Genomic DNA, 22867 nt, shown 5'->3' with positions numbered 1-22867 from the left:
TACCGTTTACACAAACAATCTTTAGGAGTGACGAAGGAGGAAGGCGCATGTTTCATGCAAAGGAGTATGTGAAAGCAGAAAGCCTTGAACAGGCATACGCGCTGAACCAGAAAAAAAGCAATGTTCTGGTCGGCGGCATGATGTGGCTCAAAATGGGAAATGAAAACCGGAATACGGTGATCGACTTAAGTGGTCTCGGACTCGGTCAGATCGAGGAGACGGAAGAAGAATTCCGGATCGGCTGTATGTGCAGTCTGCGGGATCTGGAACTTCATGAGAGGTTAAACCAGTATTTTGGCGGAGTTTTTAGGGAATGTACCCGTTGGATCGTGGGAACCCAGTTCCGCAACAGCGCTACTGTGGGCGGCAGTATTTTTGGCCGTTTCGGTTTTTCGGATATTTTAACCTGCATGATGGTTCTGGATACGTATGTGGAGTTATACAAGGGTGGAACCGTTTCCTTGGAAGAATTTGCAAAGATGAAATATGAGCGGGATATCCTGGTTCGTATCATCATCAAAAAGGACGGCAGAAAAGCCGCTTATGTCAGCCAGCGCCGTTCCAAGACCGATTTCCCACTGATCGCGGTTGCGGCAGCAAAAAAAGACGATATGTGGTACCTTTCTGTGGGTGCAAGACCTTCCAAAGCAGCGCTTGTGGTACGGCCGGTCCAGACCGGCTGTGAACTTTCGGAGCAGGCGAGGGAAGCAGTCAGCCAGTTTTCTTTTGGCAGTAATCTGCGTGGCAGCGCAGATTACCGGAAGTCTCTGGCAGAAATCTATGTGAGACGGCTGATGGAAGCATTAAATGGGGAGGAGGCATAAGATGAAGATCACACTGATATTAAACGGAAAAAAGACTGAGGCAGAGATCAAGGCCGATACCCTGCTTTTAGACCTGGTTCGCGAAAAGGGCTGTTACAGCGTAAAGCGCGGATGTGAGACATCGAACTGCGGTCTCTGCACGGTATGGCTGGACAAAAAGCCGGTGCTTTCTTGTTCGGTCCTTGCGGCAAGAGCGGACGGACACGAAATCACCACGCTGGAAGGGCTTCAGAAGGAATCCGAAGAATTTGCAGGCTTTCTCGCGAGAGAAGGTGCTGACCAGTGCGGTTTCTGCAGCCCGGGCCTGATCATGAATGTGCTGGCCATGGAGCGGGAACTGGTAAACCCGACGACGGATGAAGTAAGGGAGTATCTGGCTGGAAATTTATGCCGCTGTACCGGATATGCCAGTCAGCTGCGTGCACTGGAAAAGTACTTAAACCGGAAAAAGGAGGCGTAGACCATGGAACCAAAGAAAAAATATGTAGGAACTTCAGTGGTGAAAAAAGATTCAAAAGCACTTCTTTCCGGAAAACCTCTTTACACCGATGATATTGCTCCCAAGGATTGCCTGATCGTGAAACTGCTGCGCAGCCCTCATGCGCATGCATGGATCGAAGAGATCGATCTTTCCAGAGCCTTGAAGGTAGAGGGAATCGAGACGATCCTGACTTATAAAGACTGTTCCCAGAAGCGTTTTACCATGGCGGGTCAGACTTTTCCGGAGCCAAGTCCGTATGACCGCCTGATCCTGGACCAGAGAGTCCGTTTCGTTGGAGATGCAGTTGCGATTGTGGCAGGTGAGACGGAAGAAGCGGTTGATAAGGCACTGCGTCTGATTAAGGTAAAATATCAGGTGTTGGAGCCGGTTCTGGATTTTCACACAGCCAAGGACAATAAGATCCTGGTACATCCGGAGGACAGCTGGAAAAGTCTGTGCCCGGTCGGTGCAGATAACAAACGGAATCTTTGTGCTTCCGACGAGGATAGCAACGGGGATGTCGATGCTATCTTAGCAGGCTGTGCACATGTCATTGACCATACGTATCATGTCAAAGCAAACCAGCAGGCGATGATGGAGACGTTCCGTACTTTTACGACCATGGATGCATATGGCCGCTTAAATGTTACTTCTTCGACACAGATTCCGTTCCATGTGCGCCGGATCGTGGCACATGCGCTGGATATCCCAAAATCAAAGGTGCGTGTCTTAAAGCCAAGAATTGGCGGTGGCTTCGGTGCAAAGCAGACGGTTGTGACCGAGGTGTATCCGGCACTGGTTACGTGGAAGACCGGAAAACCGGCGAAGCTGATCTACACCCGTTATGAGTCCCAGATCGCATCCTCCCCGCGCCACGAGATGGAGGTCCATGTAAGGCTCGGAGCCGATGAAAATGGAATTTTCCAGGCAATTGACATTTATACCCTGTCGAATACCGGAGCATTTGGCGAGCATGGGCCGACCACGGTTGGTCTGTCCGGACACAAATCGATCCCGCTGTACTCCACAACCAAAGCATATCGATTCGCTTATGATGTGGTTTACACCAATACCATGTCTGCAGGTGCGTACCGTGGTTATGGTGCGACGCAGGGCATTTTTGCACTGGAATCTGCAGTCAATGAGCTTGCGCGGGAATTGCATATGGACCCGACGGTCCTTCGTGAGAAAAATATGGTACATGAGGGTGACTTCATGCCGGCCTATTACGGCGAAACAGCAAACAGCTGTGCGCTGGACCGCTGTTTGGCAAGAGCCAAGGAACTGATCCACTGGGATGAAAAATACCCGTGCCGCGATATGGGCAATGGAAAGGTGCGTTCCGTAGGCGTGGCGATGTCCATGCAGGGTTCTGCGATTTCGAACTGTGACGTGGGTTCCATTACCCTGAAGTTAAATGACGACGGCTTCTACACCCTGATGCTGGGTGCTTCCGACATGGGTACCGGCTGCGATACAACACTGGCCCAGATTGCGGCAGATGTGCTGGGGTGTGATCTTGACAATATCGTATCCCATGGTGTTGATACGGATGTTTCTCCGTACGATTCCGGCTCTTATGCGTCCAGTACCGCGTACCTCACTGGTATGGCAGCTGTGAAGGCATCGAAGTCCATGATCCGTCTGATCACCGAAAAGGGAGCAGAGTATCTGGAAAAAACGCCAGAGGAAGTAGAATTTGACGGCGAACGGGTGATGGCAAAGGACGGCTCCGCTGCGATCAGCTTAAAAGATATCGGAAACCGTGCCATGGCGAACAATGGAAAGGCACTCGAGGTGACCGAAAGCCATTCTTCACCGGTATCTCCGCCTCCGTTTATGGTTGGTATCGCGGAAATCGAGATGGACAAGGAAACCTGTGACTTTGAGCTGGTCAACTATGTGGCAGTCGTAGACTGTGGAACCCCGATCAACCCGGCACTGGTCCGCGTCCAGACCGAAGGTGGTCTGGGACAGGGCATTGGTATGGCGATGTTTGAGGATGTGACCCGCTCCGAAAAAGGACAGGTTTATGAGAATTCCTTTATGCAGTACAAGCTTCCGAGCCGTGTCGATGTCGGCAATATCCGCGTGGAGTTTGAGAGCAGCTACGAGCCGACCGGACCGTTTGGTGTCAAATCCATCGGTGAGGTTGTCATCAACACGCCATCCCCGGCGATCGCAGGCGCGGTAGCCAATGCGACTGGCGTGCAGATCCGTGAGCTTCCGGTCACACCTGAGAAGATTTTCCGGGAGCTTCATAAATAAAATAAAGTAACGCAATAAGAAACTTGCAAGTTGTCCGAAATAGAGGTATACTAAAGCCAGTCTATGCGACACACCAACACCGTGTTTGTAACACGGTGCAACAGGAGGAATTGCAATGATAGAAGCAACGAGCTGTGGAGGTGTGGTTATATTTCGCGGCAAGATCCTGGTTCTCTATAAGAATTACAAGAACAAGTATGAGGGCTGGGTCCTTCCAAAGGGAACTGTAGAAGCAGGAGAGGAATACAAGGAGACCGCTCTTCGCGAGGTCAAAGAAGAAACCGGTGTCAGCGCTTCCATTATCAAGTATATCGGAAAGAGCTCTTATTCCTTTAACACGCCGCAGGATATGGTGGAGAAAGACGTACACTGGTATCTGATGATGGCAGACAGCTATTACAGTAAACCACAACGGGAAGAGCATTTTGTGGATTCCGGGTATTACAAGTTTTATGAGGCGTACCATCTTCTGAAATTCTCCAACGAGAAGCAGATCCTGGAAAAAGCCTACAACGAGTACCGGGATTTAAAAAAGGCGAACCTCTGGGGCAGCAAGAAGTATTTTTAAGACTGGTTATAAAAACAGGGAATCCAATGGATTCTCTGTTTTTGTGCGCTACGAATGCGGTATGACTACATTTGAGGACTGCCGCGCAGCAGATAAGATCCGCAAAGCAGGTTTTACCTCTGCATACGTGACGCATAGCAAAGAAAACAGAGAAGTATAAGAAGGAGTTTTGAAAGAAATATGAAGTATGATGTCATCATTGTAGGAGCAGGTCCGGGCGGTATCTATTCCGCTTATGAACTTACCAAAAAGTGCAGCGGCAAGAAGATCGCAGTGTTCGATTCCGGTTATTCTTTGAAGAAGCGTCACTGCCCGATCGATGGAGATAAGATCAAGGCCTGCATCAAGTGCAAATCCTGCTCCATTATGAGCGGATTTGGCGGAGCTGGCGCATTCTCTGATGGAAAATACAATATCACCAACGATTTCGGTGGTACGCTGTACGAGTACATCGGCAAAAAAGTAGCAACGGAGCTGATGGAGTATGTCGACGAGATCAACATGGCTCACGGCGGAGAGGGTACCAAGATGTATTCTACCGCAGGAACCGGATTAAAGAAGGTATGTATCCAGAACCGTCTGAAACTGCTGGATGCATCGGTGCGTCATCTGGGTACCGATATCAACCTGGTTGTTCTGGGCCAGCTTTATGATGAGTTAAAGGACCAGGTGGATTTCTATTTCGAGTCCCCGGTCAGCCACATTGAAAGCCTGGAAGACGGCACTTACCGCGTATGGGTCGGAGAAGAGTCTTACGACTGTGGAAAATGTATTGTTTCCGTAGGAAGAAGCGGAAGCAAATGGATGGAGAAGATCTGTAAGGAACTGGATATTCCGACCAAGTCCAACCGTGTTGACCTGGGTGTGCGCGTAGAGCTTCCGGCTGTTCTGTTCTCTCATCTGACCGATGAGCTTTACGAGAGCAAGATCGTGTACCGCACCGAGAAATTCGAGGATAACGTGCGTACCTTCTGCATGAACCCGAGAGGCATTGTCGTAAATGAGAATACCAACGGTATCGTAACCGTAAACGGACACAGCTACGAGGACCCGGCAAAGCAGACCGAGTGCACCAACTTTGCGCTGCTGGTATCCAAGCATTTCTCTGAGCCGTTCAAGGACAGCAACGGCTACGGCGAGAGCATTGCGCGTCTGTCCAACATGCTGGGCGGCGGCGTTATCGTACAGCGTTTCGGTGATTTGGTGCGCGGAAGACGAAGCACCCAGAAGCGTATCGAGGAGAATATGTTTATGCCGACCTTATCTGCAACTCCGGGCGATTTAAGCCTGGTACTGCCGAAGCGTATCTTAGACGGCATCATCGAGATGATCTATGCACTGGATAAGATTGCACCTGGTACCGCAAATGACGATACTTTACTTTACGGTGTCGAGGTCAAATTCTACAACATGGAAGTAGATGTCGATGAGAACCTGGAGAGCCGCCACAAAGGCCTTTACATCATCGGTGACGGAAGCGGTGTGACCCACTCCCTGTCCCATGCATCGGCAAGCGGCGTTTACGTAGCAAGAAAGATTGCAGAAAGTTTATAAAAGATCGATGAAGTGCGGTTTTCCCTGGTTGTAATATTGGGAAAATGTTACTGTTTACAGGTAGGAATTTTGCTGCACTTCTGATCAGAAAAATGGTTGCCGGATGTTTGTGCAAAGCAGAGAATTCTGCAGCCAGACGTCCGGTAATCGCGTATATGAGGAGAATAGTATGAAATCATCCAATGAACTTCGCACGATGTTGCGGGGCATTGACCGGAAAAGCTATCCGGCATACAAAGCACTGGCCGGGGCATATCAGTTTGGAAGCTATATTCTGGTGATCGACCATGTCCAGGGAGATCCTTTTGCGTCCCCTTCTTCGGTTCATGTGGAAATCCCGTGGAAGGTATCTGGCTTTGCGGAAAACCTGCGGGACCGGGTGTGCAAGCGTGTTGCTTTGCAGGATCATCTGACGAGGCTGTTTTATGCCCAGACAGAGCGCTTCAGCTTCCAGACAAAGGGCTCTGGCAAGAGCGGACTGATTTCTATCAGCCGCTGCGGCCAGGAGGTTTTAGAGCGCAGTGCCTGTGAGATCAGCCGTGACACCATTACGGTGCGCTTTCATGTGGGATTTCCGGCATTTGGACGTACCATCGATGCGGGCGGGCTGGAAAAGATCCTGTTTGAGTTTCTGCCAAAGGCAGTGGAAAAGAGCTTTGTTGCAAAGAATCTGGACCGCCGGGCAGTGCAGGAGGCCGTATGGATGGCAGAAGACCAGGAGGAACTGCGCAGACAGCTGCGGGAGCGAAAGCTGGCTGCATTCGTGGCAAACGGAGCCATCTTACCACGCAAAAGCGGTGTTTCCGACCAGCCTATGAAGGACAGTGTGCCGTTCCTTTCCCCAAAGAGCATGGAAGCTTCTTTTGTGCTGCCGCATCACGGCGAAATCCGCGGGATGGCGGTGCCGGAGGGCATTACCCTCATCGTGGGAGGCGGCTACCATGGAAAATCAACTCTGCTTTCTGCTTTGCAGATGGGCGTTTACAACCACATCGCGGGAGATGGACGGGAGTTTGTCCTGGCGGATGACACGGCAGTAAAGCTGCGTGCAGAGGAAGGACGCTCCATCAAAAATACGGATATTTCATTATTTATCAACGATCTGCCAAACCGCAAGGACACCAGAAGCTTTTCCACCACCGATGCCAGCGGAAGCACTTCCCAGGCGGCGGGGGTTGTGGAAGGAATCGAAGCCGGGACCAGACTTTTCCTCATCGACGAAGATACCTCTGCGACCAACTTTATGGTGCGCGATGACTTTATGCAGCAGGTCATCAGCCGGGAAAAAGAACCGATCACCCCGTTTCTGGAGCGGGCACGGGACTTATATGAAAAGGCCGGGATCTCAACCATTCTGGTAGCAGGCAGCTCCGGAGCCTTTTTCTATATTGCAGACCAGATCATTCAGATGGACTGCTACCGACCGGTGGATATTACAAACCGGGTGAAGGCACTCTGCAAGGAGCATAAGGCACCGAGAACGGAGGCGCCTGGTTTTGTATTGCCAGAGTTTACGGTGGCGTATGGGAAAGAAACTTCCGGTGCAGTGCGGACAATGAGCGATGCGAAGGGCATGGGAGAAGGTGAGGCAGGCTCAGGCTATATGCAGGGACACAGCGAAAAAAGTGGACGCAGCGTGGATGTAGCACAGGAACGCGGCGGAAAACGTGGACACGGTGCAGGTCGTACACAGGAACGCAGCAAGGTGAAAATATTCGGCAAAGATTCGTTCTCGCTCGACCGCGAAACCGTAGACCTGCGCTATGTAGAACAGCTTGCGGACTCAGAGCAGACCGCGGCGCTTGCCTATCTGACCCGCTATGCGCTGGAGCAGCTTGCAGACGGAAAGAGGACATTGTGCCAGATTGCGAAAGAACTGGAAACACAGTATGCGGCAAAGGGCTGGAACCATTTAACCGGATCCTATGTGCCGGGTGGACTTGCAAGGCCGAGAATCCAGGAGGTGTTTGCAGCACTAAACCGATACCGGGGATAAACATTGCATGACGGAAAGACGTCAGAGAAGCGTCTTCTGATTTACCATGTGGAACAACATAAGAGATAAGATTAAAAACGAGATAGAAGAGAAACTACCAAGAGAATTTCATAGGAAAATCCAAGGGAAAATACAAGAAAAAATACGCGACAAAACGTACGACAAGACAGGGATCACACGACAAAACAGTGCTTTCCGGAAGAAAAGCGACAAAAGAGACGCTTGAGGAACCGGTAACAGCAGAATCAGAGCTTGCAAACAGCAGAAACGATGTTACAGCAGAATAGGATCAGTGGAAGAAGGAAAAAATAAAAACATTGGATGATGATGGCTCAGGAGGACGATATGAATACAGAAAACAAAAATTCAGATTACGAAGAACTGATGAAGTATTTAGAAGAGGCTCAGGCATATCAGACTGCCCTGATCCTGTTTGAGTGGGACGATGAGACGCTGGCTCCCGAAGCAGCAGGAAGCCGCACTGCCCGGATGCAGGGCGTGCTCTCCGCTTCTTATCAGCGAATCATGATGGATCCGCGGATGAAAGAACTGGTGGACCGATGCTTAGATGAACTGGAGGAAAGCAGAAAAACGGTTTCGGACGGGAAAACGAAAGAAAAAGAACATCTGCAGACGGCAGAAAATGGAGCGGCATGTTCCACGAGGACAGATGATACAGAACTTACGGAAGAAAACATCCGCCGTGCTATTTTGAAAGCCGCAAAGCGCGAGATCGAGGAAGTCTCCTGCATTCCGCCGGAAGAATACCGCGCTTATCAGGAACTGACTGCAAAATCGACCCGTATCTGGACCAAAGCACGGAAAGAAAACGATTTTGAAGCTTTTGCGCCGGTTTTGCAGGAAATCATCGATTACCAGAAAAAATTCGCCTCTTACCGTCAGAAAGAAGGGCAGAAGCTTTACGATGTCATGCTGGATTCTTTTGAACCAGGTTTTACCATGGAAAAGCTGGATGAATTCTTTGGTCTTTTGAAAGAGCATATTGTTCCGCTCTTAAAACAGGTTATGGAAAGTCCAGTCCGCGTCCAGGACGATTTTCTGGATGGAGATTATCCGGAAGAAAAACAGCGCGAGCTGGCAGAGTATCTGGCAAACTATGTGGGCTTTGATTTTTCCAAAGGAGTATTGGCAGTCAGTGCACATCCCTTTACAACCAACCTTCATAACCGTGATGTGCGCATCACGACGCACTACAAATCCCGTGTGGATTCCTCGGCATTTTCCGTGATTCATGAGAGCGGACACGCCATCTATGAATTTGGTATCGATGACCGGCTGAGCCAGACACCGGCAGGGCAGGGAACTTCTATGGGGATGCACGAATCCCAGTCCCGTTTCTTCGAAAATATTATCGGTCGGAGCGAAGCTTTCTGGATCCCGGTATACGGCAAGCTGAAAGAGCTGTTCCCAGAGCAGTTAAAGGGCGTAGGGCGGGAAATGTTTGTCCGCGCCATCAACAAAGTACAGCCGGGTCTGATCCGCACCGAAGCGGATGAGCTGACCTACAGTCTTCACGTTCTGGTTCGTTATGAACTGGAAAAAATGCTGATCGAGAAAAATCTGGATGTAAAAGAACTTCCGAAACTCTGGGCTGATAAATATGAAGAATATCTTGGTATCCGTCCGGAAAATGATGCAGAAGGTGTGCTGCAGGACATCCACTGGGCGCAGGGATCCTTCGGATATTTCCCGTCGTATGCTCTTGGAAGTGCCTTTGGCGCACAGATGCTGGTACAGATGAAAAAAGAAATGGATTTTGAAAAGCTTCTGGAGGAAGGACGGCTGGATGTGATCCGGGAGTATTTGAGAATACATGTACACCGCTATGGAAAGATGAAGACCAGCCGGGAAATTTTAAGGGATATGACCGGGGAGGATTTTGAGCCGCGGTATTACGTGGAGTATCTCGAGGAAAAATATAGGAAGCTGTACGCAATATAACAAACAAGAAATTACAGAAAAATAAATAGAAAAAAGACCAAAAGAAACAGTGGATTGCTACGAAAAAAATCCCGCTCAGTTATTATAACTGGGCGGGAAAATACTTAAACGATAACGTGTGCTGCTGGAGAATTTTCCAAAGTATTTTCGATATACTTGTTTATGGACATTTGGTGAGCAGTTGTGTAAATGAATAGTTTTTTGTGAAGCTCAGGAGAAAGGCGGATATTGAAGCTACCCTTAAAAGCAATCTCAGGCTCTTTTCCTTCAACTTTGCAGGTTTCCAGATAATCATCGATAGCGCTGTGAAAATCATCAAGAAGGTCCTTAGCACTCTCGCCTTCGTAAGAAATCAGAGAACGAATGCCCATGACTTTTCCATAAAAAATACCATCTTCTTCGGAAAATTCAACGCTGCCGATATAGCCTTTGTACTGAATGGTGTTATTCATATGAGTCCCTCCTGTTCCAAAATTTCTATCAATTGCTTAATCTGATAAGATTTTAATTCTTTTTGTGGGTGTGGTTTATGAAGTAATATGCTTCCATGTTTATCGCTCACAAATACGACGCGAGAACCGCTTGTTTTACCTTTGTTTGAGCGAATATAGTCCAAATATTTTAATAACGTTTCGGCATCATCGAAGGTAAAGTCTTTCGGCTTCGATTTAAGACGTTGAATCAGTTTCTCTTTTTGTCCCATAATATATCCCCCGTTAATTATATTATACGCTGTGATCAAGAAAAGTGCAACTAATAATAGTTGCAAAAGGACGTTTTATATTTTGTTATTTTTTGTTACTTCGTCTCAGCATCATACTCTAGAACACATTCACCAGCACCCAGCCGATTCCGGTAGCGACAGCCACCGCTTTCAGCTGATACTGCCCAATCAAGATCCAGGAGAGAATCACGCGCAGTGTGATATGGCTGCGGAGCCGCTGTCCACAAAGGAATTTGCGAAGCCCTCCACGTGCGTGGCAGCAGTGTAAGCTGCGATCAGGTCAGTGCCGCCCGTGTTGACAGCGCCCTGTACCAGCATTTTTCCGATGTAAAGGCCAGACTGGTGCAGCGCTGTGACGGAGCCAAAATGCAGGGTTTCCCGGAGTCTGTCCGGGACAAGCTGGCAGTCTTTTTTTTGAAACAGCAGTTCCCTATGACTGTGAAGCAGATAAACGATGCAGGCAGGCTGGAAAAACCGGTGCATACCCCAACAAGAGCGAACAAAAACAGATTCATGACCGTTCCCGCGATGCCGATTGCGGCAAATTCACCGGTTCCCGCGAAGCGGCCAATGACGAACGCATCGATGGTATTGTAAAACTGTTGCAGGATATTTCCGAGGATCAGAGGAAGTGCCAGGGTACACAGATGCCGATAGAGACTTCCCTCAGTGAGAGATTTGTTGGTTTGTGAATTCATAATAAAAACTCCTTTTGATGAACATTATTTTCTCCTGTGGTTTTGCCTGTATGCTTCCGCAGGGAACACCTCCGAATGCTTTGGCAGCAGGTTCCGGATTAGTAGAGAACCAGCAGATGCTGAAGACAGGTACGATTGTAAAGATCGTCATTCTGATCTTATATCCAATTACATTATATGCGTTAAACGCAATCGGCTTGATTCGTGTTTAATGTGCTGATTGTTAATGGTCTTGATTTTCTTTCCCATTGAATTTTTTGCCGGAATCTGTGCTATGATTGGTTTAAACGAATCAACGATAAACCAATCAGCGAAAGTGAGGCTATCCTATGGAAATGTTAGAGATCATAAAAAGCAGACACAGCGTCCGCCAGTACAAAGAACATGCAATTGAACCTTCAAAACGAGCGCAGATCGATTCCTGTATCCAGGAGATTAATGCGGAGAGCGGCTTAAACATCCAGATATTTTATGACGAACCGAAGTGCTTTGACTCTTTTATGGCGCATTACGGAAAATTTTCGCATGTGAACAATTACATTGCGATTGTTGGACGCGGGGAAGACCAGGAAAAGGCAGGTTATTATGGAGAAAAGCTTGTTCTGAAATGTCAGGAGCTTGGTTTAAATACATGCTGGGTGGCAATGACCCATGGAAAAGCGCGTGTGGAGAAGAAAATGGGAGAGAAACTTCTCATTATCTTATCTCTGGGCTATGGGGAAAATCAGGGTGTTCCACATAAGAGCAAAGATGTGAAAACGCTTTGCCGCGCAGACCAGGAGACAGACTGGTTTCAGAAAGGCATGGAAGCAGTCTGTCTCGCTCCGACAGCCATGAACCAGCAGAAATTTTTCTTTGAACTGAAAGATGGAACAGTAACAGCAAAATCACTCAGAGGCTTTTATTCCAAGATCGACCTTGGAATCGCCAAGTATCATTTTGAAGCAGTTACCGGACATAAGGTAAAATGATGGACGCAAAAGAACAGATTGAGTAGCTGACGGCTGATTTTGAAAAAAGCAGGAAGATTCTGATTGCGCTGGGCGACGAAAACCGGCAGCACATGATCCTGAAAATGATGAAAATGGGAAACTGCTCTGGAGTGCGGGTCAATGAAATCACGGAAAAGACGCATCTTTCAAGACCGACGGTTTCGCATCACCTGCAGATTTTAAAAGATGCAGGGGTTTTGAAGGTGAGGAGGGAAGGAACGAAAAAATGATATCGATTTTTTGCTTGATTCATCATAGTGAAATCCAGCGCATAGAATACTGAAAAATGTGAACGGTTTATAGGTTGGAACATTGTTATGCCGACGAACCAGAAACTGGAAAATCTTTTGAATCTTTCTCTTGATACAAGCCCGGAGGAACGAAGCCGTTCCTCGGAATTAGAAACTGGCTTTGACCCGGAAGAAAACACCTGGGAGCTGATCGTGAAGTACTCGGGAAATCTGGATGAGGTGAGAAACCTTGGCGCTTCCGTGGAGGAGATGCGCAATGAATATGCGATTCTTACTGTGAAAGAAAGCCAGATACCACTCATCAGTGCGCTTCCACAAATTGAATACATCGAAAAACCGAAGAGGCTGTTCTTTGCCATCAATCAGGCAAAGACAGCCTCTTGTGTGAATATTTTGCAGGAAGCACCACCGAACTTAAGCGGACGCGGAGTTTTGATCGCAGTGCTGGATTCCGGGATCGATTATTTTTACGAAGTCTTCCGAAAGGAGGACGGTTCCACAAGAATCCTGGAACTGTGGGATCAGACCCAGAATCACATTTATACATCCGAAGAGATCAATACGGCTTTAGAAAGCGGAAACAGGGCTGCAGCCAGACAGATCGTTCCTTCTGTGGATGTGAGCGGCCATGGAACTGCGGTTGCGGGGATCGCGGCGGGTCTCGATTCCGGATATCGCGGAATTGCCTATGAAAGCGATCTTCTGGTCGTGAAGCTTGGGACTGCCAGACCCTGTGGCTTTCCTCGCACAACAGAATTAATGCGGGCCGTGAACTATGCTGTTTCGTTTGCCGCAGACCGGTTTTTGCCATTGGTGATCAATATCAGCTTTGGAAATACCTATGGCTCTCACGACGGAACTAGTCTTCTGGAAACTTTTTTAGATGATATTGGCAATTACGGTCGGACGACGATTGTGGTGGGAAGCGGAAATGAAGGCGCCGCGAGTGGTCATACATCTGGTATTTTGCAGATGCGGACAACAGAAACAGTGGAGTTTACGGTTTCTGCGTATGAAAGCAGCTTCAGTATCCAGCTCTGGAAGTCTTATAGTGATCAGTTTGAGATCAGCCTGCAGGCACCATCGGGAGAACAGTTTGGTCCGTTTTCAGAAAATCTGGGTCCGGCACGTTTCCGCTACCGCAGTACCCAGATTCTGTTATATTACGGGAAACCGGGACCCTACAGCGCGGCGCAGGAAATTTATTTTGATTTCATTCCGGATGAAGGAAATTATGTGGAAGAAGGAATCTGGACGTTCTTTTTAAGACCGGTAAGTTTGGTGCGCGGACAGTATGATTTCTGGCTCCCCTCTGCCAGAGTTTTAAATACAGCTACCCGTTTTCTCAGGCCGACACCCGATACGACACTGACGATTCCGTCTACAGCATCGAAGGTCATCACGGTAGGAGCTTATAACAGCTATTACAATTCCTATGCAGATTTTTCCGGGCGCGGATTTACGCGCTTGACCAATCAGGTCAAGCCGGATCTTGCTGCTCCCGGAGTCGGAATCATGGCTCCGGCGGTGAATGGAGGCTACCAGTCCGTCACAGGTACCTCATTTGCGACACCGGTTGTCGTGGGTTCGGCAGCGCTTCTGATGCAGTGGGGAATCGTGAATGGAAATGATCCGTTTTTGTATGGGGAGAAGGTGAAGGCTTATTTGAGACGCGGGGCGAAAAAGCTTCCGGGGATTGCGGAGTATCCGAACCCGCTGGTGGGGTATGGGGGTTTGTGTGTTTCGAATAGCATACCAAAATATCTTGTCTAAAACTCTGTTTTTCCGATGAAATTCGTCTCTAGAAAATCCTGTACCTCTGCCGGAAGTCTTCCTTTTCTCCATACGAGGAGCACTTCTGTTGCCAGGCCGGCGCCTGTGATGGCGCATGCTTTTAAGCTGGAGGACTGGTTTTTCATGGATTCCGGTAAAATGGCTATGCCAAGTCCTTTTTCGGCCATGATCATAGCTGTACGTGCATCTTCGCATGCAAGATAAATATCGCAGATGAGTCCTGCCTGCTCAAAGGCAGAGAGCATATATTTCCGGTAGCGTTGTTACGTCGATCTGACGGTTTTCAAGCTGGTCTTTCAGCGTAAACGTCGAACTTTCATGTACATCGAAGCGGATCTGCGGATATTTTTTCGCGAAACGGAGTAGATAATCCGACATAAGGGAAACCGTAGAGGGTGTCATTCCGATATGAAGCGTTGCAGCCTGGCAGATTTTGTTACCTCGCGTTTGGTAAGGTCGGAGAGCATCAGAAGATTTCCTGCCTGTTCGTAAAGGGTTTTGCCGGCTTCTGTCAGCTGTACCCGCTTGCTTCCGCGCAAAAACAGGGAAACCTGCAATTCTTCTTCCAGCATTTTCATTTGGTAGCTGAGCGGTGGCTGTGTCATATGGAGTTCCCGGGCAGCACCGCTGATCGTCCCGGCATCTACAATAGCACGAAAGTATTCTAATTGTCTGAGTTCCCAAATAGCCTCACCTTTCTATACAAAAAATATTTATTTCCCATATAAAAACAATAATTTACATATAGAATACCTCGTGCTATACTCAAATGCAAGAATAAAAAAGGGATGAAGGATTTATGAAACGAATCGATTTTGAACATGGCACGGTAACCGGCAATATTCTGGGAGCGGCAGTCCCAATGCTGGTAGCCCAGATGCTGAATCTGCTATATAATATAGTAGACCGCATTTACATCGCCCGGATCCCGGAGGTGGGAACAGCAGCACTTGGTGCAGTGGGACTGTGCTTTCCTCTGATCGTGATCATTACTGCATTTTCTAATTTATATGGAAGCGGTGGTGCACCGTTATTTTCTATCCGCAGGGGCAAAAAGGAAGAACGCGAAGCAAACGATATTATGAACACATCGTTTACCATGCTTTGCTTTACCGGAGTTGCACTCATGCTGGCAGGATTTTTGTTTATGCGTCAGATCCTGATTTTATTTGGTGCCTCCGAAGGAGCCATGGTTTATGCGCTTCCTTATATGATGATCTATCTGACTGGCACACTGCCGTCGATGATCGCGGTTGGCATGAACCCGTTTATTAATGCGCAGGGATATTCCCTGATCGGAATGCTTTCGGTTGCGATCGGTGCGGCTGCCAACCTTGTTCTGGATCCGCTGTTTATTTTTGGCCTTGGTTTTGGAGTACGCGGGGCAGCAATTGCTACCGTTATTTCGCAGTGTATGTCAGCGGCATTTGTACTGTTTTTCCTAACCAGGAAATCGGAATTAAAGGTGCGCTTTCTTAGAAAACATGAGATGAAAGCGTGCACAGGTTATGCGAAGGATATTGTCAGTCTTGGCACAGCTGGCTTTGTGATGCAGCTGACAAATAGCCTGGTAACGATCTGCTGCAACCATGTGCTTGGTGTCACAGGCGGTGATATTTACATTTCGGTCATGACGATCGTGTCCAGCGTGCGCCAGCTGGTAGAAACCCCGATCTCTGCGATCAATGATGGATCATCCCCGATTCTGAGCTATAATTACGGTGCCCGCCGCCCGGCGCGTGTCAGAAAGGCCGGAATCGTGATGGGGCTTATGATGCTTTGCTATACGGCCATCATGTGGAGCAGCATCATACTGGTGCCGGACGTTCTGATCCAGATATTCAGCTCCGATCCACTTCTTTTACAGGATGCGGTTCCGGCATTGAAGCAGTATTTTGCAGCATTTATTTTTATGGATCTGCAGTACTTTGGACAAACAGTATTTAAGTCATTGAACAAAAAGAAGCATGCGATCTTCTTTTCGCTGCTCCGGAAGGTGTTTATTGTCGTTCCGCTTACTTATTTCATGCCTTATGCTTTACATATGGGGACGGACGGTGTGTTTCTGGCAGAACCGGTTTCTAATGTCATCGGAGGAAGCCTGTGCTTTGTGACAATGCTGTGCACGGTTCTTCCGGAGTTAAAGCGGATGGAATGTTAATGTATACGGCTGGATATTTTCTGAATTGAAGATTCCGTACAATACAGTTGCAGCAGACTTTACCGATTTGGAATGCGAAGCACCAGAAACAGTAATGATGGGATCAAACGAAGCGATATCTGCGAGGTGAAAAATATGGAGAGAAATGATCAGTATCCGGGACTGGATGTCAGCCAGAGCGGAAAGTCATTGCGGTATCAGATCCGCAGGGCTGGCTATAATATCCGTGAAATACAGGATTACCTGCACCTTTCCTGTCCCCAGCCTGTTTACCGGTGGCTCCGGGGGAAAACACTTCCCTCTGTAGATCATTTATATGCGCTCAGCAGGCTTTTCGGGGTACATATGGAAGATCTTCTGGCCGGATGCGGGGAAAAACCAGTTTACCTGGAGGCATTTCACGGAAAAGAGTATCTGGTTTCTTATCTAAAGTATTTTCAACAAAAGACAGCATAATATCATAAATAAAAAGCATTGGACCATTTGTCCAATGACAAAAACGAACTGATGTTTTATCCTCTTGTCATAACCGGTTTGGGAATGACAGGAGGTTTTTTATGAAAAAAGGAAGACTTATTTATGCAGACGAAGACGGAACCTGCTATGTGACGCGCAGGATCGAATGCGATATGCGTCCGGTAAGAAGCGGGTGTGGCATGCACATTGTTAATAGCTTTCGTTATGGTGGTTTCCGTTCCTTATACGAATTCGATTGTTTTGTAGTTCGTTTTATCCAGAAGCAGGAAAAAGAAAAGGCAGAGGACCTTTCCGGGCTTACGGCAATATGGCCTGAGTGTGAAGACCTTACGGAACTATTTGCCAGGCTGAATACGGAGGAATATTGTTATTTCATTAATGAGGGAGGGCAGAAGCAATGGCCGGGCGGCACGCTGCATCCAGACAGTATGCTGGTTATCTGCGGGCAGGAACCGGCAGAGGTGGTTTACCGCAGGACGGACGTATCGGAGCCACCGGTAGGGGAAACAGAGTTTGTCAATATCCTGGAGACATTAAGAATAGAAGAAAAGCTTCCGGTTCTGGCGAAAGACCATATCATTTACCTTCTGGAGCTTTTGATGCGTGACCAGGGAGGCGAGATTTCTTATTTTGTCCACGATCTGGACTTTGGAAGAAATTATGAACCAGGGCTGCTTTCAGACGAATTGGGAAAGATCGATCTAAGCTGCAGCCAGTCTCTTTACCAGGAGCTGGTGCAGACTGGCTTTTAGGATAACAAGCCGGCAGCTAGGTGATATTATGAAAAAATATAGTATTTTGGAAAGATGTGGTTGCATTTCCAGCTTGACTGTGATATAAGTGTATTAAGATGATTAATACACTTATACAGAAAGGAGAGAACGCAGGAACATGATTCATCTGGATTATAAAGACAGCCGTCCAATCTATGAACAGGTAGCGGACCGCTTAAAGGAGCTGATGATCCTTGGTGTTCTGGAAGAGGATGTGCAAATGCCGTCGGTACGTTCACTGGCAACAGAGCTCTCCATCAACCCCAATACCATACAACGGGCTTATGCAGAGCTGGAGCGGAATGGTTTTATTTATTCCGTGAAGGGGCGTGGCAGCTTTGTGGGAAGCATCAGCAAGCTCCGGGAGCAGAAGCGCCGGGAACTAGAAGAGAAGGTGGCAGCTCTTGCAGCAGAGGCAAGGAGCCTTGGTATAGATAAAAAAGAGTTTACCCGCATGGCGGAGGAACAGTTTGGAGGAGAGGAAATAGTATGATAGAGGCAACCAACCTTACAAAAAAATTCGATGATATCCTCGCGGTGGATCATATCAGCGCCAAGATCCGGGAAGGAAACGTATTTGGCCTCATCGGGACTAACGGAGCCGGGAAGAGTACATTTCTGCGCATGGCAGCAGGTGTTTTGAAGCCGGACGAGGGAAATATTACGGTCGATGGCATGGATATTTATGAGAACGAGGCAGCAAAACGGAAGTTCTTTTATATTTCCGATGACCAGTATTTCTTCGGGAATGCGACGCCACAGGACATGATGAACTATTACCGCATTGTCTACCCGGACTTTGATGTGTCCCGTTTCGACACGCTTATGAACAGCTTTGGCCTGCAGAAAAACCGCAAGATCAATACATTTTCCAAGGGCATGAAAAAGCAGGTTTCCATTCTCTGCGGAATTTGTGCGGGGACAGAGTATCTGTTCTGTGACGAGACCTTTGACGGCCTTGACCCGGTCATGCGCCAGGCGGTTAAGAGTATTTTTGCCAATGACATGGAGGAACGGAATCTGACACCGATCATCGCTTCCCACAACTTACGGGAGCTGGAAGATATCTGCGACCATGTGGGGCTGCTCCATAAAGGCGGTATCCTGTTAAGCCGCGATCTGGACGAAATGAAAATGAATCTGCATAAGGTGCAGTGCGTATTAAAAGAAGGAACAAGGCCGGAGGACATTGAGGGGCTTGAAATCTTAAAGACAGAGCGGCGTGGAAAGCTTCTGACTCTGACCGTGCGTGGGGAGCTGGGGCGTGTGGAATATCTTATGCAGAAGGCAGAACCTGTATTTTATGAGACTATTCCTTTGTCTCTGGAGGAAATCTTTATCAGCGAAACGGAGGTAGTCGGCTATGACGTCAAAAAACTTATATTTTAAGCTCATGCGTGAGGATTGGAAAAACCGTCTGTGGGCACCGGCTCTCATTGCACTTGGCTGCTTTTTCCTTTATCCGGTATTTCTGGTATTTCTGGCAGGAAGAGCAGTGCGGGAGTGTGAGACAGCGGAGCTGGGGCTTAAATGGTTTACAACAGAAGCGATCAAGTGGCTGTCTTTTGAGAATGGCATGACGGTGTTTGGGGTTGTCCTTGTTTCCCTGATCTGCGGACTTAGCAGCTTTTCCTATTTAAATTCGAAAAGCCGTGTAGATTTTTACCACAGTATTCCGGTCCGGAGGGAAAAGCTGTTTCTTGTGCATTACCTCGATGGAATCCTGATGCCGGCAATCCCCTATGCAGTAGCACTGATCGCATCTGTGATTGTGTGTGCAGCAAACGGAGTCGATATGGAGCTTTTGTGCGGGACTGCAGCCAGTGCCTGCGCATTTCACCTGATCTATTATATTTTGTGCTATACCACTGTGGTGATCGCGTCAATGCTGACCGGGCATCTGGTGGTGGGCTTTTTTGGAAGCATGGTGCTGATGTTTTATGTACCTCTGGCAGCGGTAATTGTGGAATCATTTTTCAACACATTTTTTCTGTCCTACAGTTATGAAAACTATAACGGGATAACCGAATCTGTTTCCCGCATTTCTCCGGTCATGGAATACATACACTCCATCTCCTGCTATGTGGATGGAAAGCCGGTCTGGCCTGCGGCGGGAGCTGCCTTTCTGGTTTCCGTGATCCTTGCTGCAGCGGCTCTGTTCCTTTACCGGAAACGCCGGTCGGAAGCAGCAGGGCGTGCCATGGCTTTTGGACCTAGCTGCCCGATCGTCCGTGTGCTCATCACGGTGCTGAGTGGACTTGGCATGGGTGGATTTTTGTGGTCGATGCAGAATTCTAACGGCTGGATGGCATTTGGCGTCATTTGCGGAAGCATGATTGCCCACTGTGTGATCGAGAGTATCTATCATTTCGATTTCCGAAAGCTGTTCGCACAAAAAATGCAGCTTGTATGCTGCGTGGCTGTGGCACTGGCTGTTGTGTTTTCCTTCCGCTTTGACTTGTTTGGGTACGATGCATACCTGCCATCTGCACAAAAAGTACAGTATGCCGCGGTGGACATCAGCAATCTGAACCGCTGGGTTTCTTATGGAAATGTGGAGAAAGAAAATGACGGACCTTATACCGTGTACACCTATGCAGACGAACTGTCTGGCAGTTATATTGCAAAGCACATGCAGTGCAACGACCTGGATACAGTGCTGAATATCGCAGCAGCAGGTATCGAAGAAAACAGACGGCTGAAAGAGCAGTGGAATGCGGCAGGCGGAAGGCAAATGGTTTATCAGGAGGCAGCGCAGCAGGTGGGAGCAGCTGAAACGGCCGCGCAGGAGGTACAGCCGGTTTATACCATGGCAACAGTCTTCTATACTTTAAAGAGCGGCCGTGTGGTGAGCAGGAATTATACCATCGATATGACAAAGAGCTATGAACTGCTTAAAGAATTACAACAGGACGCGGAGTACCAGAGTGGAGCCTATCCGATCCTTTCTGCACAGCCGGAGCAGTTTGCCAATGTCCGCTACCGGAAGAGCCGTTCCAGCGGAGACCAGAATCTGAAAAACCTGACTGACAGCCAGCGGGCAGAATTACTCCATGCTTACCAGCAGGAGTTTGCAGCATTGACACTCGACACGATGAAAGAAGAAATGCCGCTTGGCCTGATCCGCTTTACCACAGAAGAAGAGGAACAGGCTATTGCATGGTGGAACCAGAAGGAAAACCGCAATCAGGCCGAAATGTATCCGTGGCGTTATTCTTACAGCAGTGATGTGCGGGACGAGGCATTTTATCCGGTATATCCTTCTTTTAAAAAGACGATTGCTTTGCTGGAACAGTCTGGCATATCGGTTGACGATAGCAGTCTTTCTGACAAGATCGTTTCCGTAACTGTGCGTGGCTATGCACCGGGAAGTGACGAATACCAGGTGATCACATTCACAGATCCTTCTGAGATCAGGGCGCTCGGAAATATGACCAGAAATGAGCGGATGCTGCATTATGACCCAATGTATGAGGAGGAAGACCTTACGGTAGAAGTGACCGTGGCAGATACCACGCAAAAAGCAGAAAATGGAGATGAGACCGAGAATACATACAACAGTTTCTTCAAAAAGGGAGAGATCCCTGCTCTTGTAAAAGAACGGATGGGATTTTAAAAACGAAAAGGAGTATCGCAGATGAAAGCGCAGTTGGCGCTGTGCGATACTCCTTTTGGATTCCATGGCATATTCATTAAAAATTTGCATAAATATGCAGACGGATAAATATACAGATGGAAAAAATCACATTAAGTTGGCTTCCGGCATGTTGCGCTGTTCCTCGATCAGGTCGGCCAGCGTGGTGTGGTCAACGACATCGTCGATGGCATCTTTTAATTTCTGCCAGACAGTCAGGGTGGTGCAGCGCCCGGCGTGTTCACAGTGGTTGATGTCTTCATCCAGACAGGAGACCGGCGCAAGGCTTCCCTCTGCAGCGCGGAGGATCATGCCTACCGTGTATTCTTCCGGTTTTCTGGTAAGCATATAGCCGCCCTGGGCTCCGCGGATACTCCGCACATAGCCTGCTTTGTGAAGAAGTGAAACAATCTGTTCCAGATATTTATCGGAAATGCCCTGACGCGCAGCTACCTGGCTGATCTTGGTGCACTCATCCGGATTCAGCCCGAATTCGATCATCATACGCAGTGCATATCGTCCTTTGGTTGATACTCTCATGGTTATTCCTCCTTGTATGCTGCCGCACACGTATATGTGTCCGACAAGTGTTACTGTTTGCGCATTACGCAGACAGTAACGGCAATCACCGTATGTCATTGTACAGGAAAATGTCAGGAATGTAAATGGAATTGGAGGTTTCTCATGCTTTATTTTTGATGCAGGATATGGTATACTGTCTGCAATAGTATGCACTGAAACGGGACCTGTTTTTTGCATACACATTCCGTCAGGAGGAAATGAACATGAGAGACGGCTTTATCCGCGTTGCGGCAGCCACACCAAAGATTAAGGTTGCAGATCCTGTCTATAACCGGCAGGAAATCTGCAGGATCATAGAAGAAGCCGGAAAAAAGGGCGTAGAGCTTCTGGTATTTCCGGAGCTTTGCCTTTCCGGGTATACCTGTAACGACCTGTTTTTACAGGAGGTTTTACTGGAGCAGGTAAAAGAAGAACTGAAAACAGTCGTATCATTCACCAGAAATAAGCATATGCTGGTATTTGTGGGACTCCCATGGGAGCATGAAGGCAAGCTTTATAATGTAGCGGCAGCAATCTGCAATGGCGGGCTTCTTGGCCTGGTTACAAAAACGAACCTGCCAAACTATTCGGAGTTTTATGAGCTGCGTCATTTTACTCCGGGTATGGAAGCTCCGGTTATGACAGACTGGCAGGATACCCAGGTGTCTATGGGAACCAATCTTTTGTTTACCTGCAAAGAATACCCGAAGCTGACAGTAGCGGCAGAAATCTGTGAGGATGTATGGGTTCCGTGCCCGCCGAGTATCCGGCATACGCTTGCAGGCGCAACGGTCATTGCAAACTGCTCTGCAAGCGACGAAGTGGTCGGAAAGGATTCTTACCGGAGAGAGCTGATCTGCGGGCAGTCTGCGCGACTGATCTGCGGCTATGTCTATGCTAATGCGGGGGAAGGCGAATCTACACAGGACCTGGTGTTTGGAGGCCACAATATCATTGCGGAGAATGGAACACGTCTGGCAGAGTCCAAGCGGTTTGCACCGGAAACGGTCTGCGCTGACATGGATCTGGAACGGCTGAACGCGGAACGGCGCCGCACGACCACGTACCCGGCACCGGACCGCAGCGGTTATCAGACGATCCATTTTTCCCTTGCTCCTGTGGCTGGAGCGGAGAACAGCAGCAGTTGCA

General features: G+C 48.3%; 23 protein-coding genes and 1 pseudogene. 18 read left to right on the top strand and 6 right to left on the bottom strand.

The window, feature by feature from the left end:
• Positions 1-47: 47 nt before the first annotated feature.
• From DW922_RS05795 to DW922_RS05765, 7 genes are all read left to right on the top strand, one after another.
• Positions 48-824 (top strand): FAD binding domain-containing protein, encoded by a 777-nt coding sequence (locus DW922_RS05795; RefSeq protein ID WP_118726091.1) that lies wholly within the window; start codon positions 48-50, stop codon positions 822-824.
• 1 nt (position 825) lies between these two features.
• Complete coding sequence (locus DW922_RS05790; RefSeq protein ID WP_118543831.1) at positions 826-1284, top strand: 2Fe-2S iron-sulfur cluster-binding protein; 459 nt, start codon at positions 826-828, stop codon at positions 1282-1284.
• Between the two features lie 3 nt (positions 1285-1287).
• Positions 1288-3573, top strand: a complete 2286-nt coding sequence (locus DW922_RS05785; RefSeq protein ID WP_118726090.1) for a molybdopterin cofactor-binding domain-containing protein — start codon at positions 1288-1290, stop codon at positions 3571-3573.
• 115 nt (positions 3574-3688) lie between these two features.
• Positions 3689-4141, top strand: coding sequence for an NUDIX hydrolase (locus DW922_RS05780; RefSeq protein ID WP_118533268.1), 453 nt, complete (start codon positions 3689-3691; stop codon positions 4139-4141).
• Positions 4142-4321: 180 nt separating this feature from the next.
• Positions 4322-5695, top strand: a complete 1374-nt coding sequence (locus DW922_RS05775; protein ID WP_118706889.1) for an FAD-dependent protein — start codon at positions 4322-4324, stop codon at positions 5693-5695.
• Positions 5696-5864: 169 nt separating this feature from the next.
• Positions 5865-7691 (top strand): ABC-ATPase domain-containing protein, encoded by a 1827-nt coding sequence (locus tag DW922_RS05770; RefSeq protein ID WP_118726089.1) that lies wholly within the window; start codon positions 5865-5867, stop codon positions 7689-7691.
• A gap of 345 nt (positions 7692-8036) precedes the next feature.
• Positions 8037-9653 carry a carboxypeptidase M32 gene (locus DW922_RS05765; RefSeq protein ID WP_118726121.1) on the top strand — a complete coding sequence of 539 codons (1617 nt, stop codon included), beginning with the start codon at positions 8037-8039 and terminating at the stop codon, positions 9651-9653.
• Between the two features lie 104 nt (positions 9654-9757).
• Here DW922_RS05765 and DW922_RS05760 read toward each other — a convergent pair whose 3' ends face one another.
• The 3 genes from DW922_RS05760 to DW922_RS05750 form a co-directional block, all read right to left on the bottom strand.
• A complete protein-coding gene (locus tag DW922_RS05760) occupies positions 9758-10105 on the bottom strand; it encodes a type II toxin-antitoxin system HicB family antitoxin (protein WP_118726088.1) in 348 nt (115 codons plus the stop codon).
• Positions 10102-10356, bottom strand: coding sequence for a type II toxin-antitoxin system HicA family toxin (locus tag DW922_RS05755; RefSeq protein ID WP_118726087.1), 255 nt, complete (start codon positions 10354-10356; stop codon positions 10102-10104). The genes DW922_RS05760 and DW922_RS05755 overlap by 4 nt, the downstream gene beginning before the upstream one ends.
• 296 nt (positions 10357-10652) lie before the next feature.
• Positions 10653-11075: an MATE family efflux transporter gene (locus DW922_RS05750; RefSeq protein ID WP_118726086.1), complete on the bottom strand. Its 423-nt coding sequence runs from the start codon at positions 11073-11075 to the stop codon at positions 10653-10655.
• A 17-nt stretch (positions 11076-11092) separates the two neighbouring features.
• On the opposite strand from DW922_RS05750, the gene DW922_RS05745 reads away from it, so the two are divergent.
• The 4 genes from DW922_RS05745 to DW922_RS05730 all read left to right on the top strand — a co-directional run bounded on the left by DW922_RS05745 (position 11093) and on the right by DW922_RS05730 (position 14091).
• On the top strand, positions 11093-11287 hold the full coding sequence (locus DW922_RS05745) for an anion permease (protein WP_118726085.1): 195 nt from the start codon (positions 11093-11095) through the stop codon (positions 11285-11287).
• 117 nt (positions 11288-11404) lie between these two features.
• Positions 11405-12046 (top strand): nitroreductase family protein, encoded by a 642-nt coding sequence (locus DW922_RS05740; protein ID WP_118726084.1) that lies wholly within the window; start codon positions 11405-11407, stop codon positions 12044-12046.
• 92 nt (positions 12047-12138) lie between these two features.
• Complete coding sequence (locus DW922_RS17805) at positions 12139-12297, top strand: ArsR family transcriptional regulator (protein WP_207666297.1); 159 nt, start codon at positions 12139-12141, stop codon at positions 12295-12297.
• Between the two features lie 87 nt (positions 12298-12384).
• Positions 12385-14091, top strand: a complete 1707-nt coding sequence (locus DW922_RS05730; protein ID WP_118726083.1) for a S8 family peptidase — start codon at positions 12385-12387, stop codon at positions 14089-14091.
• Here the strand turns inward: DW922_RS05730 and DW922_RS17950 are convergent.
• Both DW922_RS17950 and DW922_RS17940 read right to left on the bottom strand, forming a co-directional pair.
• A pseudogene (locus DW922_RS17950) lies at positions 14088-14360 on the bottom strand (LysR family transcriptional regulator substrate-binding protein); the annotation flags it as partial. The gene DW922_RS05730 and the pseudogene DW922_RS17950 overlap by 4 nt on opposite strands.
• A 150-nt stretch (positions 14361-14510) precedes the next feature.
• The gene (locus DW922_RS17940) at positions 14511-14798 is read right to left on the bottom strand and encodes a LysR family transcriptional regulator (RefSeq protein WP_279221323.1); all 288 of its coding nucleotides are present in this window, start codon (positions 14796-14798) and stop codon (positions 14511-14513) included.
• 113 nt (positions 14799-14911) lie between these two features.
• Between DW922_RS17940 and DW922_RS05720 the strand changes: the two genes are divergently transcribed.
• The 6 genes from DW922_RS05720 (at position 14912) to DW922_RS05695 (ending at position 21139) form a co-directional block, all read left to right on the top strand.
• Positions 14912-16273, top strand: a complete 1362-nt coding sequence (locus DW922_RS05720; RefSeq protein ID WP_118726082.1) for an MATE family efflux transporter — start codon at positions 14912-14914, stop codon at positions 16271-16273.
• Between the two features lie 135 nt (positions 16274-16408).
• Complete coding sequence (locus DW922_RS05715) at positions 16409-16729, top strand: helix-turn-helix transcriptional regulator (protein ID WP_118718508.1); 321 nt, start codon at positions 16409-16411, stop codon at positions 16727-16729.
• 101 nt (positions 16730-16830) lie between these two features.
• Positions 16831-17502 carry a hypothetical protein gene (locus DW922_RS05710; RefSeq protein WP_118726081.1) on the top strand — a complete coding sequence of 224 codons (672 nt, stop codon included), beginning with the start codon at positions 16831-16833 and terminating at the stop codon, positions 17500-17502.
• Between the two features lie 139 nt (positions 17503-17641).
• The gene (locus tag DW922_RS05705) at positions 17642-18016 is read left to right on the top strand and encodes a GntR family transcriptional regulator (RefSeq protein WP_118726080.1); all 375 of its coding nucleotides are present in this window, start codon (positions 17642-17644) and stop codon (positions 18014-18016) included.
• Positions 18013-18912 carry an ABC transporter ATP-binding protein gene (locus tag DW922_RS05700; RefSeq protein WP_118718505.1) on the top strand — a complete coding sequence of 300 codons (900 nt, stop codon included), beginning with the start codon at positions 18013-18015 and terminating at the stop codon, positions 18910-18912. Before DW922_RS05705 ends, DW922_RS05700 begins: the two co-directional genes overlap by 4 nt.
• Positions 18887-21139 (top strand): DUF6449 domain-containing protein, encoded by a 2253-nt coding sequence (locus DW922_RS05695; RefSeq protein WP_118726079.1) that lies wholly within the window; start codon positions 18887-18889, stop codon positions 21137-21139. The genes DW922_RS05700 and DW922_RS05695 overlap by 26 nt, the downstream gene beginning before the upstream one ends.
• Before the next feature lie 126 nt (positions 21140-21265).
• On the opposite strand, the gene DW922_RS05690 is transcribed toward DW922_RS05695, so the two are convergent.
• On the bottom strand, positions 21266-21697 hold the full coding sequence (locus tag DW922_RS05690; RefSeq protein WP_118543846.1) for an Rrf2 family transcriptional regulator: 432 nt from the start codon (positions 21695-21697) through the stop codon (positions 21266-21268).
• A gap of 245 nt (positions 21698-21942) precedes the next feature.
• On the opposite strand from DW922_RS05690, the gene DW922_RS05685 reads away from it, so the two are divergent.
• Positions 21943-22867: nitrilase-related carbon-nitrogen hydrolase (locus DW922_RS05685; RefSeq protein WP_279221321.1), on the top strand; the 925-nt coding region annotated here is incomplete at its 3' end.

This window comes from Clostridium sp. AM42-4 (assembly GCF_003480105.1).
Lineage (GTDB): Bacteria > Bacillota > Clostridia > Lachnospirales > Lachnospiraceae > Brotaphodocola.
Note: the sequence above shows the minus strand (reverse complement) of the source record. Positions and strands in the feature narration are given on the sequence as shown.

What these genes read in the sequence shown, in the direction of transcription:
- DW922_RS05795 (WP_118726091.1), top strand. Translation starts at nt 48, where the DNA reads ATGTTTCATGCAAAGGAGTATGTGAAAGCAGAAAGCCTTGAACAGGCA.
- DW922_RS05790 (WP_118543831.1), top strand. Translation starts at nt 826, where the DNA reads ATGAAGATCACACTGATATTAAACGGAAAAAAGACTGAGGCAGAGATC.
- DW922_RS05785 (WP_118726090.1), top strand. Translation starts at nt 1,288, where the DNA reads ATGGAACCAAAGAAAAAATATGTAGGAACTTCAGTGGTGAAAAAAGAT.
- DW922_RS05780 (WP_118533268.1), top strand. Translation starts at nt 3,689, where the DNA reads ATGATAGAAGCAACGAGCTGTGGAGGTGTGGTTATATTTCGCGGCAAG.
- DW922_RS05775 (WP_118706889.1), top strand. Translation starts at nt 4,322, where the DNA reads ATGAAGTATGATGTCATCATTGTAGGAGCAGGTCCGGGCGGTATCTAT.
- DW922_RS05770 (WP_118726089.1), top strand. Translation starts at nt 5,865, where the DNA reads ATGAAATCATCCAATGAACTTCGCACGATGTTGCGGGGCATTGACCGG.
- DW922_RS05765 (WP_118726121.1), top strand. Translation starts at nt 8,037, where the DNA reads ATGAATACAGAAAACAAAAATTCAGATTACGAAGAACTGATGAAGTAT.
- DW922_RS05760 (WP_118726088.1), bottom strand. Translation starts at nt 10,105, where the DNA reads ATGAATAACACCATTCAGTACAAAGGCTATATCGGCAGCGTTGAATTT.
- DW922_RS05755 (WP_118726087.1), bottom strand. Translation starts at nt 10,356, where the DNA reads ATGGGACAAAAAGAGAAACTGATTCAACGTCTTAAATCGAAGCCGAAA.
- DW922_RS05750 (WP_118726086.1), bottom strand. Translation starts at nt 11,075, where the DNA reads ATGAATTCACAAACCAACAAATCTCTCACTGAGGGAAGTCTCTATCGG.
- DW922_RS05745 (WP_118726085.1), top strand. Translation starts at nt 11,093, where the DNA reads ATGAACATTATTTTCTCCTGTGGTTTTGCCTGTATGCTTCCGCAGGGA.
- DW922_RS05740 (WP_118726084.1), top strand. Translation starts at nt 11,405, where the DNA reads ATGGAAATGTTAGAGATCATAAAAAGCAGACACAGCGTCCGCCAGTAC.
- DW922_RS17805 (WP_207666297.1), top strand. Translation starts at nt 12,139, where the DNA reads ATGATCCTGAAAATGATGAAAATGGGAAACTGCTCTGGAGTGCGGGTC.
- DW922_RS05730 (WP_118726083.1), top strand. Translation starts at nt 12,385, where the DNA reads ATGCCGACGAACCAGAAACTGGAAAATCTTTTGAATCTTTCTCTTGAT.
- DW922_RS05720 (WP_118726082.1), top strand. Translation starts at nt 14,912, where the DNA reads ATGAAACGAATCGATTTTGAACATGGCACGGTAACCGGCAATATTCTG.
- DW922_RS05715 (WP_118718508.1), top strand. Translation starts at nt 16,409, where the DNA reads ATGGAGAGAAATGATCAGTATCCGGGACTGGATGTCAGCCAGAGCGGA.
- DW922_RS05710 (WP_118726081.1), top strand. Translation starts at nt 16,831, where the DNA reads ATGAAAAAAGGAAGACTTATTTATGCAGACGAAGACGGAACCTGCTAT.
- DW922_RS05705 (WP_118726080.1), top strand. Translation starts at nt 17,642, where the DNA reads ATGATTCATCTGGATTATAAAGACAGCCGTCCAATCTATGAACAGGTA.
- DW922_RS05700 (WP_118718505.1), top strand. Translation starts at nt 18,013, where the DNA reads ATGATAGAGGCAACCAACCTTACAAAAAAATTCGATGATATCCTCGCG.
- DW922_RS05695 (WP_118726079.1), top strand. Translation starts at nt 18,887, where the DNA reads ATGACGTCAAAAAACTTATATTTTAAGCTCATGCGTGAGGATTGGAAA.
- DW922_RS05690 (WP_118543846.1), bottom strand. Translation starts at nt 21,697, where the DNA reads ATGAGAGTATCAACCAAAGGACGATATGCACTGCGTATGATGATCGAA.